The organism is Caulobacter segnis (genome assembly GCF_031454995.1).
GTDB classification, from domain to species: domain Bacteria; phylum Pseudomonadota; class Alphaproteobacteria; order Caulobacterales; family Caulobacteraceae; genus Caulobacter; species Caulobacter segnis_E.
Genome location: NZ_JAVDRV010000002.1, coordinates 753,179 through 767,498, shown reverse-complemented (window position 1 = coordinate 767,498; position 14,320 = coordinate 753,179). Strand labels below are relative to the sequence as shown.

13 protein-coding genes are annotated in these 14,320 nt (G+C 67.3%); 8 read left to right on the top strand and 5 right to left on the bottom strand.

All coding sequences use genetic code 11. The features are described from left to right. The first annotated feature begins 4 nt into the window (after window positions 1–4). Together J2728_RS09735 and J2728_RS09730 are read left to right on the top strand one after the other, a co-directional pair. Entirely contained in the window at window positions 5–1,081 is a 1,077-nt protein-coding gene (locus tag J2728_RS09735) for an acetamidase/formamidase family protein (protein WP_309998686.1), read from the top strand. A 4-nt stretch (window positions 1,082–1,085) separates the two neighbouring features. Next, window positions 1,086–2,111, top strand: a complete 1,026-nt coding sequence (locus tag J2728_RS09730) for a helix-turn-helix domain-containing protein (protein ID WP_309998685.1) — start codon at window positions 1,086–1,088, stop codon at window positions 2,109–2,111. Window positions 2,112–2,328: 217 nt separating this feature from the next. Here the strand turns inward: J2728_RS09730 and J2728_RS09725 are convergent, their stop codons facing one another. Beyond that, window positions 2,329–3,036, bottom strand: coding sequence for a siderophore-interacting protein (locus J2728_RS09725; RefSeq protein ID WP_309998684.1), 708 nt, complete (start codon window positions 3,034–3,036; stop codon window positions 2,329–2,331). Between the two features lie 231 nt (window positions 3,037–3,267). Here J2728_RS09725 and J2728_RS09720 point away from each other — a divergent pair, with 231 nt between their 5' ends. The 5 genes from J2728_RS09720 (at window position 3,268) to J2728_RS09700 (ending at window position 9,976) form a co-directional block, all read left to right on the top strand. Next, window positions 3,268–4,119 carry an AraC family transcriptional regulator gene (locus J2728_RS09720; RefSeq protein WP_309998683.1) on the top strand — a complete coding sequence of 284 codons (852 nt, stop codon included), beginning with the start codon at window positions 3,268–3,270 and terminating at the stop codon, window positions 4,117–4,119. A 157-nt stretch (window positions 4,120–4,276) separates the two neighbouring features. Then, window positions 4,277–4,831 carry an RNA polymerase sigma factor gene (locus tag J2728_RS09715; RefSeq protein WP_309998682.1) on the top strand — a complete coding sequence of 185 codons (555 nt, stop codon included), beginning with the start codon at window positions 4,277–4,279 and terminating at the stop codon, window positions 4,829–4,831. Next, window positions 4,831–5,778, top strand: a complete 948-nt coding sequence (locus J2728_RS09710) for a FecR family protein (protein ID WP_309998680.1) — start codon at window positions 4,831–4,833, stop codon at window positions 5,776–5,778. Before J2728_RS09715 ends, J2728_RS09710 begins: the two co-directional genes overlap by 1 nt. Window positions 5,779–5,895: 117 nt before the next feature. Then, window positions 5,896–8,394, top strand: coding sequence for a TonB-dependent receptor (locus J2728_RS09705; RefSeq protein ID WP_309998679.1), 2,499 nt, complete (start codon window positions 5,896–5,898; stop codon window positions 8,392–8,394). Window positions 8,395–8,458: 64 nt separating this feature from the next. Further along, entirely contained in the window at window positions 8,459–9,976 is a 1,518-nt protein-coding gene (locus J2728_RS09700) for an alkaline phosphatase D family protein (RefSeq protein WP_309998677.1), read from the top strand. 382 nt (window positions 9,977–10,358) lie between these two features. Here the strand turns inward: J2728_RS09700 and rutA are convergent, their stop codons facing one another. From rutA to rutB, 4 genes are read right to left on the bottom strand one after another with little or no spacing between them, the layout of a single operon-like run. Then, window positions 10,359–11,423: a pyrimidine utilization protein A gene (gene rutA / locus J2728_RS09695; protein WP_309998675.1), complete on the bottom strand. Its 1,065-nt coding sequence runs from the start codon at window positions 11,421–11,423 to the stop codon at window positions 10,359–10,361. Window positions 11,424–11,462: 39 nt separating this feature from the next. Next, complete coding sequence (gene rutD / locus J2728_RS09690; protein ID WP_309998673.1) at window positions 11,463–12,266, bottom strand: pyrimidine utilization protein D; 804 nt, start codon at window positions 12,264–12,266, stop codon at window positions 11,463–11,465. Between the two features lie 7 nt (window positions 12,267–12,273). Continuing rightward, complete coding sequence (rutC, locus tag J2728_RS09685) at window positions 12,274–12,663, bottom strand: pyrimidine utilization protein C (RefSeq protein WP_309998672.1); 390 nt, start codon at window positions 12,661–12,663, stop codon at window positions 12,274–12,276. Window positions 12,664–12,673: 10 nt separating this feature from the next. Next, window positions 12,674–13,393 (bottom strand): pyrimidine utilization protein B, encoded by a 720-nt coding sequence (gene rutB, locus J2728_RS09680; RefSeq protein ID WP_309998670.1) that lies wholly within the window; start codon window positions 13,391–13,393, stop codon window positions 12,674–12,676. A gap of 109 nt (window positions 13,394–13,502) precedes the next feature. Here rutB and rutR point away from each other — a divergent pair, with 109 nt between their 5' ends. Further along, on the top strand, window positions 13,503–14,258 hold the full coding sequence (rutR, locus tag J2728_RS09675; RefSeq protein ID WP_309998668.1) for an HTH-type transcriptional regulator RutR: 756 nt from the start codon (window positions 13,503–13,505) through the stop codon (window positions 14,256–14,258). Window positions 14,259–14,320 lie beyond the last annotated feature (62 nt).

The window sequence follows — 14,320 nt, the reverse complement described above, 5'->3', positions numbered from 1 at the left end:
CCCGATGCCCTTCATCTGCGAACCCGGCCAGACCCGTCCTGACGTCGTTCCCGGCGCCTTGCACACCCTGAAGGCCACGCCCCAAACGGTGCATTGGGGCTATTTCGATCCTTCGACGCCGCCGTCGCTGCGTATCAAGAGCGGGGACCTGGTCCAGGCCGAGGCGATCACCCACCATGCCGGCGACGCGCCCGAGCTGATGATGGACGAAGGCGTCACGCGGATCTTCAAGGAGATCCCCGAGGACGACCGCAACCCCGGCGTCCACATCATGACGGGGCCCATCTACGTCGAGGACGCCAAGCCTGGCGATGTGCTGGAGGTGCGCTACCTGCGCATGGTTCCGCGCGACAACTACGGCTCCAACCTCGCGGCCAATTGGGGCTATCTCTACAAGGAGTTCGGCGAGAAGGAGCGGGTGACGATCTACGAGCTGGATCCGAACACCAACACCGCCAGCGCTCTCTACGCCTATGATTTCGAGGGCAAGTATCTGATCCCCGGCACGATCACCCATTGTCCCGAGTGCGACCGCCAGCCAGCCCTGAAGGGGATCCGGATTCCGGCCCGGCCGCACCTGGGGACCGCTGGCGTCGCGCCGGCGGTCGACGGCCGCGTCAGCACCATTCCGCCCGGAGAGCACGGCGGCAACATCGACAACTGGCGCATCGGGGCAGGGGCGACGATGTACTATACCGTCCAGGTCGACGGCGGCCTGTTCTCCATCGGCGACCCCCACGTCAGCCAGGGCGATGGCGAGCTGTCAGGCACGGCCATCGAGAGCTCGCTGAACGTCCTGATGCAGATCGTTCTGCGCAAGGACATCCAGACTCCCGGCCCCCTGTTGGAGACGCCAAAGTGGTGGATCGTCCATGGCTTCAATGAAGACCTGAACCTGGCCATGCGCGACGCCTCGACCAAGATGCTGAGCCTGCTCAGCGACCAGGTCGGGCTGTCGAAGAACGACGCCTATTCGCTGATGAGCGTGGCCGCGGACTTTGGCGTCACCCAGGTCGTCGACGGCACCCAGGGCTGCCACGTCCGGATTCCCCGCGACATCTTCCCCAAGCTCAAGGAATAGGACGATGAAGGCTTGGTCGTTCAGCACCGAGAGCCATCCCCGCGCCGAGCGGGCCGAGGCGTGGCGTGACGCGATGGGACGCTTGGGCCTGCCGATCGAGGGACTGTCGTCCGGCGAGCCGGCCGCGGCTTCGGTGATCTGCCTGACCTCCCCCCTGGGCATCGAGTTCGCCCTGGTCGAAGCCGGCGCCCAGACGATTTCGGGCCGGCTTTCGGGGCAGCCCGCCGCCGTGTGGCTGGCGGTTCTGCTGCATGGCGAAGCGACCCTGGTGACCGACGATCTGGCTGTCGGCGTCTCTCCCGGGGACATCGCCTTCGGCCCCACGGGACAGGCGGCGGCTCTTCGCTTGGACACCCGCTCGCGCCTGCTCTTCGTCCGCGCGCCTCGCGTGGCCCTGGATCACCGCCTGATCAAGCCTTTCAACTTGCGCGTGGGGTGGCTGGAGGGCTCGGAAGGCGTGCCACGCATCCTGTCCGACCTGTTGCGCGGTACGGCCGAGGAACTGGAGAACTTGTCGGTCGATCAGTTGCGACCGGTCGACCTGGCTCTGACGGAATTCTTGGCTCAGTGCTTGCTGGAGCGGGGGGCGGCCGCGTCAGACGCTCTGGATCCCTCGACCCCGACGGCGCATCTGCAGCGCCTCTGCCAAACCATCGAGACCCTGCTGCCAGATCCGGACCTGTCGCTCCGTCGCGTGGCGGACGAGGAGGGCGTCTCGCCACGCTACGTGCAGAAGCTGTTCGCGTCGGCCAACGAAACCTTCAGCCACTATTTGCGCTCGCGTCGTCTGGAGCGGTGCCGGATCGACCTGGCCAGTCCGCAGCATGCCCGGCTTTCAATCTCGGAGATCTGCTTTCGCTGGGGCTTCAACGGCTCGGCGCATTTCAGCAGAGCCTTCCGCGAACAGTACGGTCGGTCGCCACGTGAATTCAGGAACGCGTGTGAGGCCGGCGTGTCCAGAGATCTCACATCCGCGCTTGCGCAGAAGCCGGCGCCAGTCGTCCCGAGTTTAGGCTCGCTGAACTCATAGCGTGAGAGGCCGCGCCGAGTTGGTCTGCGTCGGTGACCCGGATCAAATCGGCGGCCTCGCCGAGCGGAGCGTGGTGGCGCCGTTGAGAGGCTTATTCCGTAGGGCGTCGGCTTGCGGCCGAGAGTCTGGTTTATGAAGGGGCGCCAAGGTCCGCTCCTGGCGCATGCCGCTCCTTGCCCTGCCCCGAGAGACCCGGAAGGGGCGGGTGGCGCCTCGATCAATCGAGACCTGTCTTGCCCGGCGCCCAATAGGCCTTGGTGGAGATCCGCGACGACGGCACGCCCAGGAGTTTGAGCGCTTGGCGAAGCCGCTGCACCGTCCCGGCCTTGCCGGTCAGCACGAAGGCGGCCCCAGCGACGGCGAGCGGCGCTAGCGCGACCTCCATGCGGTCGACATGGACATCGGTGGCGCGTCGCTCGAACAGCGTCGCATGGGCAAACCCCAGATGCTCCAGCACCGCGCCGCCGGACTGCGGATCGTCCAGTTCGAAGTGATGGGTTGCCCGCCGCCCGGCGGCCAGGGCATGGGCCAGGCCAATCGAGGTCTCGTCGCCGAAGAGCGCCAAGGACGCGGAAGCGGCGCGTGGGTCGATAGAGTCCCGGGGGCCGAACACGTCGCAAACCGCGCCCGGTCCGGCGTCGCGGATCCAGGCGCTGCCGGGCCCGTCGCCGTGCGCATAGCCCAGGATGCGGAACCGCCCGGCCACGGCGTCCCAGTCGAGAGGCGTGTAGGTGCGGGTGAGGAACGACGCGCCCATGGCGATCTGGACCTTCTGGCCGGGCGTCCAGGCCGCGTCGCGCAAGGCCGGTCCCTCCAGGGTGATTAGATGGAAGCGTCCAGCGATCGGCTCGTTCGCGGCCACCGTCGCGGGCCGCATCAGCAGGCGGCGCAACACGCCGCCCAATCCACTCCTGGAGGCGTCCATCAGCCGCCCCTCGCGGTAAGCTCGTTGCCCCGGCCCTCGTCGATATCCAGCGGCTGGGAGAGATAGCCGTTGGCTGGGCTGTTCAGCGTGGTCACGAAACTTCCTTTCCCGTTCGGCGAGGCCGCTACAGCCTCGATGGCTATGGGATAGGGCCGCGATGGGTCTGGCGTCATTACGAACTCTGGACAGCCTATTATTCGTTTGCGCCAAATCGCATGTTAAGCTCGGTCCATGCCCATCCTGACCGACGCCTCGGATCCCTCGGAGTGGATCGAGCCCGACGACGTACCCAGGCTTGTCGTCGCCTTCGGCATGGCGTCGACCGAGATTGGCTCCTTCGAACTGGAGCCGCACCATCACGCCAAGGGCCAGGTCCTGTTAGTGCAGCACGGGGCTCTGAGCTGTGAGGTTGAGGGCGGACTCTGGATCGTCCCGCCGCGTAGCGCGATCTGGATCCCGGGCGGCATGCGGCACGCCATCAAGGCCTCGGGTCCGATGGAGGGCTATGGCGCCTTCATCGCCACGACCGCCGAGGTCGGCCTGCCGCGCGGCTGCTGCACCGTTTCGGTGACGCCGCTTCTGCGCGAGCTTTTGATCCGCGCCGCCAACCTGCCGGCGCTCTACGAGAAGAGTGGCGCGAACACGCGGCTGATGTCGGTGCTGCTGGACGAGATCGCCGCCGCCCAGGTCGAGGAGCTCCATCTGCCGATGCCAACCGACATCCGGCTGCGGGCCATGGTCGAGGAGATGATGGCCGCGCCCGCCAAGCGGGGCACGCTGAAGGGGTGGGCCAAGCGCGGCGGCCTCAGCGAACGGACACTGGTGCGATTGATCAGCCGCGAGACAGGGATGAGCTTTGGGCGCTGGCGCCAGCAACTGAGCGTGGTCCTGGCCGTGCAGTGGCTGGCGGCTGGCGCCTCGATCCAGCAAGTGGCGGCCGATCTGGGCTACGAGAGCGCGCCCAGTTTCGTGACCATGTTCCGCAAGGCCCTTGGCGCCGCGCCGGGTCGCTACATGGCCGAGCGCCACCCGAGCCGGACCGGGGAGCGGGGAGGAACGACGACCCAACAAGCACAGCGGTAGACCATCCGCGCGCCGCCTGATCGTGCTCGGCGCTGGGGCGGTGGTGAATGTCAGGTTCCTGGAGGCGAGCCAGCGGCGGCTTCTGGCGCGTTGTAGTCACCAGGGTCTCCAACGGAAGTTTCACACGATTGTCGTCAGGCGCTGGCATGGCCGGCTCATGTCCATTCCAGCCTCCGATCAAGGTCTGACGCGGGAGTCGGCCGGCCCGCCAGGCGCCGAGCGCTTTGAGGCCCTGACCCGACGCCTTCGTATCCCGTTGCTCCGCTACTTCACCCGCCGCACCGGTTCGCGGCCTGACAGCGAGGAATTGGTGCAGGACCTGTTCCTGCGACTGCTGCGTCGCCCTGGCCTGATGACCCTGGAAAGCATCGACGGCTACGTATTCGAGGCCGCGGCGAACCTCCTTCGCGACAAGGTGAAGCGGGAACGGGCGCGGCCGCTGCTGAGCGCGGTCGACTTGGATCGTATCGACCTGGCTGACGACCTCCCGGGCGCGGAGGACGTCATCGGCGGGCGACAGAACCTGGAACGCATCCAGGTCGCCCTCAAGTCGCTGTCGCCTCGGGCGCGCACGATCGTCATTCTTCGTCGCTTCGAGGACATGAGCCACGCCCAGATCGCCGCCCGACTGAACATCTCGGTCAGCGCCGTTGAGAAGCATCTCGTGCGGTCGATGGCTGTTCTGCGCAACGCCTTGCGGGAGCAGGGCTGATGGGGCGTCGCATCGTTCACGAAGATCAGGCCGCCCAATGGTTCGCCAAGGCCGATCGGGGGCCGCTGGCGGCGGACGACCGCAAGGCTTTCCTTGAATGGCTCGAAGCGCCCGGCAACGCCGAGGCATACCAGGAAACCGCCGACGCTTGGTCGTCCCTGGCGGCGGCCAAGGGGGCTGATGGCCTGATCGCGATGCGCGCGGCTGCGTTGCGCGAGGCGGCTGGGATCAGCCGTCGGCGCATGATCTTCAGCCTCGTCGGCGCCGTGACGGCGGCGGGCGGGGGCGGCGTCGCGGTGATGATGGCCAGCACGGCCGGCGCGACGATCCGCACCGGCGCGGGTGAGCGTCTTACCGCCCCGTTGCCGGACGGATCGAGCGTAACCCTGGCCCCGCTGTCGAGCGTGCGTGTGCAGTACGACGCCCAGCGTCGTCGTGTGCGGCTCGTCGAGGGACAGGCCTACTTCGACATGCGCTCGGCCCCCGACCGGCCGTTCCAGGTCGTTGTCGGCGATGAGCGCGCCCAGGGCAGCGGCGGGCGCTTCCAGGTGACCAAGCAGGGCGATAAGGCGCAGATTCTTATCGAGGATGGAGCGCTCGACGTCGTCGCGGCTGGACAGGCCGCGGCGCGAAGGCTGACGACTGGCCATATGCTGTCGGGTCAGGCCGGGCCAAAGTCCGTGGCGGCGGCGGATCTCGACGCGCTGACGGCTTGGCGCGATGGTCGGCTGGTGTTCAACGACACGCCGTTGCCGCAAGTCGTCGCGGCGTTCAATCGCTACTCCAGCGACCAGTTGTCCCTGGTTCCGGGCGCGCGGCTGAACGACATCCGGATCTCCGGATCGTTCCGCTACGACGGGGCGCGCGAGTTCGCCAACGCCCTGCGGGCGGGCTTTGGCGTGCGCGTCCAGCAGGTCGACCGGACGACCTGGGAGATCGCCGAATGACAGCGGCTGGCGTTCCGGCATTCGATGAAATTTTCACGACAAGGTGAGGCTTTCAGCGGGGCCGCGGTTCCTGGGGATGATCGGTCGACGGGGGCCGGATTTGCCTAGGAAAGCACGATGACGAACCGAGTTTCCCACGCCGCCGGTCTTCGGCGCGGCCTGATGGCCTGCTGCGCCCTGCTGGTCCTGGGCGCGGCCGCGCCGGCCCTGGCCCAGGAGCCCGCCGCGCCGCCGGTGGCCTTCACCCTGCCCACCCAACCCCTGGACCTGGCCCTGCCGGCCTTCGCCAAGCAGGCCGACGTGCAGGTGCTCTATGCGTCGAACCTCGTGAAGGGCAAACGGGCCAACGCCGTGATCGGCACGCGTCCGCCCGCCGAGGCGCTGCGCGACCTCCTGGCGGGTTCGGGCCTGAAGGCAACGGCTACCGGACCGCGGACCTTCCTGATCTCGGTGCAGGAAAATCCGGTCGTCGCCGAGCTGGAAGAAGTCATCGTCACGGCCCAGAAGCGCTCGGCGCGGATCGAGAATGTCCCGATCGCCGTGACCGTCGTCGAGGGCGGTGACGCCCAGCGGCGCGGGATCACCAATGTGGTCGATCTGGTCGATCAGGTCGCCGGCGTGTCGGTGAACTATGCCTTCGGCGGCACCAACTACGGTCTGATCAGCATCCGCGGCATCGGCGGCGCCGATGACTACAAGCCCAATGGCAACCCCTCGGTCGCCCTGCACGTCGACGGCGTCTACCAGACCTCGAACGCCTATCTGGGCATGCCGTTGTTCGACCTCGATCGCATCGAAGTGCTCAAGGGTCCGCAAGGCACGCTCTATGGCCGCAACACCACGGCCGGCGTCATCAACGCGATCACCCGGGGTCCTGGTCAGGTTCTCGAAGGCTCGGGCCGCGTCGAGTACGGCAGCTACGACTACACCGAGATGGAGGCCTCGGTCGGCGGGCCCGTCAGCGAGACCCTAGGCGTGCGTCTGGCCGTCCTGGCTCAGAATGGCGGCGGCTTCATGGATGGCGCCGGCGCGGGCCTTCTGGCCGGCTTCCGTCCGTCGGTGCGCGGCGTGGTCCAGACCCAGGTGCCGGCGCTGGTTGATCCGGGCCGCCGAAAGGGTTTCGGCGACAAGGACCTGGTCGCCGGCCGCGCGACGTTTGACTTCAAGATGGCCCCGGAGAGCGATTTTGTCGTGAAGCTGTTCGGCAGCCGCGACCGGGGCGACACCCGTCAGTACGATCGGATTTCGCGGGCCCAGGACGCCACGATCGCCAACGCCGGCGAGAACAACGATCCTTATGAGTTCTACTCGACGGGTTATCCGACCCAGAGGATCGACATCTACGGCGGCTCGGCGAGCTTTAGTCACAAGGTTCGGGAGAACCTGAACTTCACCGCCATCAGCGGCTGGCAGGGCAGCAAGCGTTCGGTGCGGGGCAACGGCGATGGCTCGCCCTATCCAGCCTCGTATTTCGACGCCAAGGAGAAGCTCAGCCAGTCGTCTCTGGAACTGCGCCTGGCCGACGACACGGGCGGCAAGCTGGACTGGATCGCCGGCGCCTTTTACGTGACCGACGACGTCAAGTTCAACACCAACTGGATCAGCTACTCGGCGCTGACCAACTACGACAATCTGCACCGCCAGGAACGCAACAGCTTCGCCCTGTTCGGCCAGGCCGACTACCACCCGCTCGAGCGCCTGCAGGTGTCGGCGGGTCTGCGCTACACGCGCGACAACGCCCACTATGTCGGCCGCAACGTCGACCACAATCCGTGGGGCATCAGCACCTTCACGACCACCTTCGCCACCACCAACCCGTTCGCATGGGACGAGAAGTTCGACGACGACAACGTCTCGGGCCGCCTGACCGTGAAGTACGACGTCACGCCCAGCCTGAACGTCTTCGTATCGGCCGGCACGGGCTATCGCGGCGGCGGTTTCGACGGCACCTCGATCTTCACGGTGGCCGAGACCAAGCCCTTCGCCTCGGAGACCGTGCGCGCCTACGAGGCGGGCCTGCGCTGGACCACGCCGCGCCTGCGTCTGTCGCTGGACGCGTTCGACTATCGCTTCAGCGAACTGCAGGCCACGACGCGGCTGGCCAACGACACCAACGGCCGGGCCAATGTCGGCAAGGCCAGCAGCAAGGGTATCGAGGTGGCGCTCAGCGCTCAGTTGCTGCGCACCGAGCGCCAGAGCCTGAGCTTCGACGTCAACGCCGCGTGGCTGGACACCGAGGTCCTGTCGTTCTCGTCCAACCGGGTGGCCGAGGTGCTGCAGACCGTTGGCGATCCGCTGCCGGGCGCGCCGGACGTGTCGGCCACCGCCAGCCTGAACCACAGCATCACCCTGAAGGAAGGCTGGTCGCTGCGCAGCCGCGTTGGCGTCACACACCATGGCGAGGAATCCAACCGCCTGAACGCCACGCCGGGCAACACGGCCAAGGCCTACACCCTGGTCAACGCCCGCGTGGACTTGGCCACCCCGTCGAACTGGACGCTCTATGCCTATGGCCGCAACATAACCGACGAGGTCTATTTCCCCGAGCTGAACGGCGCGGCTCGACTGGTTGGAGCGCCCGCCACCTACGGGATCGGCGCGCGGTTCGACTTTTGATCGCGGGGCGATCCGGTCCTTGGGCTGGATCGCCTCACTTCGTTCTCTTGATGGGATCCCAGCGATGTCCCTGCTGACCCGCCGCGCGATGATGACGGCCTCGACCGGCCTTTTCCTGGCCCGCGCGACGGCGACGCAGGGACTGGAGATCCGCCGGGCCGCGCCCGCCGAGCCCTTTGCGATGGGCGTGGCCAGCGGTGATCCGTCGACCGACGGCTTCGTACTGTGGACCCGCCTCGGCGCCGGCGGCGCGTCGCTCGACGCACCGGCCGTTCCCGTCGCCTATGAGGTCGCCGAGGACGAGGCCTTCCGCCGTATCGTGCGGCGTGGCCGCCGCGCGGCGACGCCGACCTTGGGCCATTCGGTTCACGTCGAGCTCTCGGGTTTGCGCCCCGGCCGACCTTACTGGTACCGGTTTCACGCCTTGGGCGCGGTCAGCCCGGTCGGCCGCACCGCCACCGCGCCGGAGCACGCCGAACGCGCGCGGATCGCCGTCAGCTCGTGCCAGCATTTTGAACTGGGCTGGTTCAGCGCCTATCGCGACATGGTCGCCGCCCAACCCGACCTGATCGTGCAGTTGGGCGACTACATCTACGAGAACAGCTACGATCAGTTTCCAAAGGTCCGTCGCTTCGACGCGCCCGAACCCACGGACTTGGACGGCTATCGTCGGCGGCACGCGACCTACAAGTCCGATCACGACCTTCGCGAGGCCCATCGGCTGGCGCCCTGGATCGTGACCTGGGACGACCATGAGGTCGAGAACGACTACGCCGACCTGGCCAACCTGAAGGGGCTGGATCCTCAGGTCTTCGCCCGTCGGCGGGCGGCCGCCTACCAGGCCTACTTCGAGCACCTGCCGGTGCGCCCCAGCCTGTGGGCGCGTCCAGGCGAGCCACGACTCTATCGGCACCTCGCGTGGGGGGATCTGTTGAGCTTGCCGGTATTGGATGGGCGGCGGTACCGCTCGCCCCAGGCCTGCAATCCTCCAGGTCAGAGCGGGAACCGAGCGCGCCGCGACTGTCCCGGGATGAGCGCGCCAGACCGCACCATGCTGGGCGCGGCCCAGGAGCTCTGGCTGGACCGGACGCTGAAGGCCGAGCGCGGGCGCTGGACCCTGCTGGCTCAGCAGACGGTGGTCGCGCCGATCGAAACGCCCGACGGCGTGATGTCGGATCAATGGGACGGCTACGCCGCCGCGCGGGACCGCCTTATGCGCGGCATGACCCGTCCATCGGTGCGCAACGCCGTGGTCCTAAGCGGCGACATCCATGCCTACATGGTCAACGACCTGCGGATCGGCCAAGCCGACGCGAAGCCCGTGGCGACCGAACTCGTGACGACATGCCTGGCCGCCAGCCACGCGCCGGCGGCGCGTTATGGCGATGTCCGGGCCCGCAATGACCACGTCCGCTTCGCCGACATCGAACGCTCGGGCTACACCTTGATCGAGGCGACGCCCCGAAAACTGGACATTGATCTGAGGGCCGTCTCCGATCAGGCCGACCCCAAAGGTGTCGCCCAAAGCCTGGCGCGGTGCGTGATCGAGGATCAACGCCCAGGCGCGCAATTCATCCTATGACCTCCGCTTCGCCCGCGGCTTCTTCATAGCCCAGGCGGCGAGGCGCGGAACTCAGGTAGCGGAGGCCCCGCGTTTAGACGGCCGCGCCATCGACAAGGCGGTTGAAGTCTGGAGTATGGACGGACAACGGACATCAGGCCCTATTCGCTGAAGGCCGGCAACGGGGCGATCTCGCCCCCGCTCCTGGCGCGCTCGATGTCCGGTTCCCGGGCGCGCATCAAGGTCCGGTAGTGGCGCGCTCGCGCCGCATAAGCCGCCATGGGTAATGGCTCGGGCAGAGGCCGGAACCGTCATTGGCGCCGGCGCGCGGCTCCAGCCTTTAGCGTTGGCTTGTCCGCGCGCCTTGCTTGTAGACGCGCCTAGCCGAACAGGTGGGCAACGCTCACCGTTGTATGCGGCTTTTCATCAGCGGCTGGATCTTGATCCCGAAGCCTTCCACACCCTGCACAAAGTCGTCGAAGGTCAGCAGAACGCCCGCCGTGCCGGGGACCTCGGCGATCTCGTCCATCATGCGCGCGACGCTTTCGTAGCTGCCGACCAGCGTGCCCATGTTCAGGTTCACCGCCGACTCCGGCGCCGCCAGCTGGGTGGTGTTGGTCGTCGCGCCGGCCTTGGCGTTCGGAGCGGCTTGCTGGGTCAACCAAGCCAGCGCCTCCTGGTCCGCGCCGTCGCGGTACTTTTGCCACTTGGCCATCGCCTTCTCGTCAGTCTCGTCGGCGATGATCATGAACAGAATGAAAGACTTGACGTCCCGGCCGGTCTTTTCAGCCGCCGCCTCCAGGCGCTTGTTCACCGAGGCGAAGGCGGTCGGGGTGTTGGTCCCCTTGCCCAGGGCGAAGCTGTAGTCGGCGTACTGCGCCGTGAAGGCTAGGCCCTCGTCGGAGGAGCCGGCGCAAATCAGCTTGGTCTCCTTCGGGTGCGGGCTAACCCGGCAGTCCTCCATGGTGAAGTACTTGCCCTTGAAGTCCGAGGTGCCGGTCTCCAGCAGGTCCTTCAGCACGGTCGTGTATTCGGCCAGGTAGTTGTAGCGGTCGGTGTAGTGCGCCTCGCCGGGCCAGAGGCCCATCTGCGAATACTCGGCCTTCTGCCAGCCGGTGACCAGGTTCACGCCGAAGCGGCCGGGGGCGATCGAGTCGATGGTCGAGGCCATCCGCGCCACGATGGCCGGCGGGATGGTCAGGGTGGCCACGGTCGCGAAGATCTTGATCTTGGAGGTCACCGCGGCGAGGCCCGCCATCAGGGTGAAGCTCTCCAGATTGTGCTCCCAGAACTGCGTCTTGCCGCCAAACCCGCGCAACTTGATCATCGAGAGGGCGAAGTCGAAGCCGTATGTCTCGGCCTTCTGGGTGATCTCCTTGTTCAGCTCGAAGCTTGGCATGTACTGCGGCGAGGTCTCGGAGATCAGCCAGCCGTTGTTGCCGATGGGAATGAAGACGCCGACCTGCATGGGACTATTCCCCCGTGGCTCTTGAGATGACGGGCGCGCTCACGCGCCCTCCAGAAACTGGATCAGACCTTCGTTGAAGGTCTCGGGATCGGTGACGGTGAAGCCGTGGCCGCCCCAGGCGACCTGCTGGAAGTCGGCGTTGGGCAGGCGCGCGGCGAGGCGCTGGGAGCAGCTCATCGGGACCAGCATGTCGTCGGCGCTGGCGCTGACTAGGACGCGGTGGGGGATCTCCTCCAGCCGCGCGTCGATGTCGAAGGCCAGGAGGGCGTTGATCCGCGCCAGCATCACCTCGTGGGGCGGGAAGCCCGCCACGTGATGGGCCTCCTCGGCCATCAGGCGGGCGTGATTCCGCGAGATCCAGTCGGCTGGATAGAGGAAGATCGGCTGGGCATGGACATAGGCCTCGGGGCCCGTGTCGTTCAGCAGATGAAGGCGAGTGTCGAAGCAGCGCCGGATGTGCGGGTCGGGCCGCGACCAGCCGTTGACGACCACCAGCCTACCCAGGCGATCGGGGTGGCTCAGCGCCAGGGCCAAGCCCGCATTGCCGCCGGCCGCGTGGCCGACCACGTGGGCCTTGGCTAGACCCAGGGCGTCCATGACCTTGACCATGTCCCGGCCCATGTCGTCGACGGCGTAAGGGCCGGGCGGCAGGGCGCGGACGCTGCGCCCCGTGCCGCGATGGTCGTAGGTGACGACCGGCCAGCGCCCGGTCAGGGCCTTCATCTGAGGAGCCCAGAATGCTCCCGAGCCACCCAGGCCCGACGACAGCAACACGACCTCCCGCCCAGCGATCGGCCAGCCGTGAAGCTCGTAGTGCAGGCCATCGACGGTTCCGGAGGTCATGTGGCGTCTACTCCCTGCCCACGTGGGCGACCGAGGCGATCTCGACCACGAAGCCGGGCTTCACCAGGCCGCACTGGATGCAGTAGCGGGCGGGTTTATCGCCGGGGAAGTACTCGGCGTAGACCTTGTTCATCGGCGCGTAGTGGACCCAGTCGTTCAGGAAGATGTGGTTCATCACCACGTCCTCCATCGTGCCGCCAGCGGTCTCGATCACCGACTTGATGGATTCCAGCACCTGACGGGTCTGGGCCTCGGCGTCGCCGGGGAAGGCGACGTTGTTGTCCTTGTCGAAGGCCAGGGTGCCCGAGACATAGACGATCCCGTCGGCCAAGGTCCCCGGCGAGAACGGCGCGATCGGGGTCTGGGTCCCCGGTGGGGTGATGACGGTCTTGGGCATGGTTTCCTCCCTAGGGGCGGGGCGCGAGCTGTCCGAAAGTCCCCTTGAAATCGGCCGTGTTCGAGACCCAGCCAAAGAAGCTCTCGATGTTGAACAGGGCGGCCTTCTGGACGAAATCAGGGCCCGCCTGGTGGGTGGCGTCTTCCAGCACGGTCCCGAAATATTCGAGGAAGAAGCCGTCGCGCAGGGTCGACTCCACGCAGACGTTGGTGGCGATGCCGACGAAGACCAAGTGCCGGATTCCGCGGGCGCGCAGCACGCTGTCCAGCTGGCTGTTGAAGAAGCCGGAATAGCGGGTCTTGTGCAGTCGGATGTCGCCGGGCTCGGGCTTCAGCGCATCGACCAGCTCGTAGTCCCACTGGCCGCGCGCCAGGAGCTTGCCCTGCAGTTCGGGCCGGGCGCGCATGGTCTTCAGGGCGTTGGACTTCCACCAGTTGGGCGAGCCAGGCCCGCCGGCCTCGATGTACTGGTCGTCCCAGCCGTTCTGGAAATAGATCACGGTCATGCCGACCGTCCGGGCCACGGGCAGGATCTCGGCGATCTTGTCGATCACCCCGGCCGCGCCGGAGATGTCGAAGCCGGCCAGGTCCAGATAGCCGCCGGGCGAGGCGTAGGCGTTCTGCATGTCGATGACGATCACCGCGGTCGTCTTCGGGGCCACCGGCAGTGGCTCGGGGCGCGCGGGGAGCATCACGGCCTCGGGGGAGGGCGGGGTGATCGGCGCGCTCATCGAAGCGGCTCCTTGTGATGTCCGGCGCGCATGGAATACTATCCCGCAGAACGTTGCAATTCGAACCATCCGGTCAAAGTCTGACCATTTGGTCCAAGTTCGAGATCCGATGGCCGGCCCGTCCGCCAAGTCCGTCAAGCCGCCCCGTAGGGCGGCGCCTCGCGCGAGCGGCCAGAGCCGCTCAGGCGCCCGCGCACTGGTCAAGGCCGCCCAATCGGCGGGCGAAACGGCCGCACCGGTCTCGCCCCCCGCCGGCCGGAGGGCCCAGGCCGGGGAGGCGCGCAAGGGCGCGATCTTGGGCGCGGCGCTGTCGGTCTTCGCGCGCCTGGGGCTGGACGGAGCCAGCATCGACGCCATCGCCCGGGCGGCAGGGCTGTCGAAGGCCAACCTGCTTTACTACTACCCATCCAAGGACGCGCTTTACGTGGCGGTGCTGGAGCAGGGACTGTCGCGATGGCTGGCGCCGCTGGCCCGCTTCCGGCGGGAGGAGGACCCGGCGGAGGCGATCGGCGCGCTGATCGAGGCCAAACTGGCCATGAGCCGCGACCACCCGGAGGTCTCGCGTCTGTTCGCTCTGGAAATGCTGCGGGGAGCGCCGCTGTTGAAGCCGGTCCTGGCTGGCCCGTTAAAGGCGGTGTTCGACGCCAAGGTCGCCGTGGTCCAGGCCTGGGTCGCGGCGGGCAGGCTCGCACCCGTCGAACCGCCGCATCTGATCTTCTCTATCTGGGCCCTAACCCAACACTATGCTGATTTCGCCGTTCAGGTGCGAGCGCTGTCGGGCAGATCTTTGTCCGACAAGGGTTTCATGGAGGAGGCCGTGGCGGCGGTGACGGCCCTAGTGCTGGACGGAGTTCGGCCGCGCTAGCAGGCGGCGCGTCCAATGTCGGGCCAGTGGAGGAGGCGGCGATGATGCGCCAAGGGCGCACG

Excerpts from the sequence above, each read along its gene's own strand:
- rutB (WP_309998670.1), bottom strand. The coding sequence starts at position 13,393 with ATGAGCGCGCCGATCACCCCGCCCTCCCCCGAGGCCGTGATGCTCCCC.
- J2728_RS09730 (WP_309998685.1), top strand. The coding sequence starts at position 1,086 with ATGAAGGCTTGGTCGTTCAGCACCGAGAGCCATCCCCGCGCCGAGCGG.
- J2728_RS09700 (WP_309998677.1), top strand. The coding sequence starts at position 8,459 with ATGTCCCTGCTGACCCGCCGCGCGATGATGACGGCCTCGACCGGCCTT.
- J2728_RS09720 (WP_309998683.1), top strand. The coding sequence starts at position 3,268 with ATGCCCATCCTGACCGACGCCTCGGATCCCTCGGAGTGGATCGAGCCC.
- rutA (WP_309998675.1), bottom strand. The coding sequence starts at position 11,423 with ATGCAGGTCGGCGTCTTCATTCCCATCGGCAACAACGGCTGGCTGATC.
- rutD (WP_309998673.1), bottom strand. The coding sequence starts at position 12,266 with ATGACCTCCGGAACCGTCGATGGCCTGCACTACGAGCTTCACGGCTGG.
- rutC (WP_309998672.1), bottom strand. The coding sequence starts at position 12,663 with ATGCCCAAGACCGTCATCACCCCACCGGGGACCCAGACCCCGATCGCG.
- J2728_RS09705 (WP_309998679.1), top strand. The coding sequence starts at position 5,896 with ATGACGAACCGAGTTTCCCACGCCGCCGGTCTTCGGCGCGGCCTGATG.
- J2728_RS09715 (WP_309998682.1), top strand. The coding sequence starts at position 4,277 with ATGTCCATTCCAGCCTCCGATCAAGGTCTGACGCGGGAGTCGGCCGGC.
- rutR (WP_309998668.1), top strand. The coding sequence starts at position 13,503 with ATGGCCGGCCCGTCCGCCAAGTCCGTCAAGCCGCCCCGTAGGGCGGCG.
- J2728_RS09710 (WP_309998680.1), top strand. The coding sequence starts at position 4,831 with ATGGGGCGTCGCATCGTTCACGAAGATCAGGCCGCCCAATGGTTCGCC.
- J2728_RS09725 (WP_309998684.1), bottom strand. The coding sequence starts at position 3,036 with ATGGACGCCTCCAGGAGTGGATTGGGCGGCGTGTTGCGCCGCCTGCTG.
- J2728_RS09735 (WP_309998686.1), top strand. The coding sequence starts at position 5 with ATGCCCTTCATCTGCGAACCCGGCCAGACCCGTCCTGACGTCGTTCCC.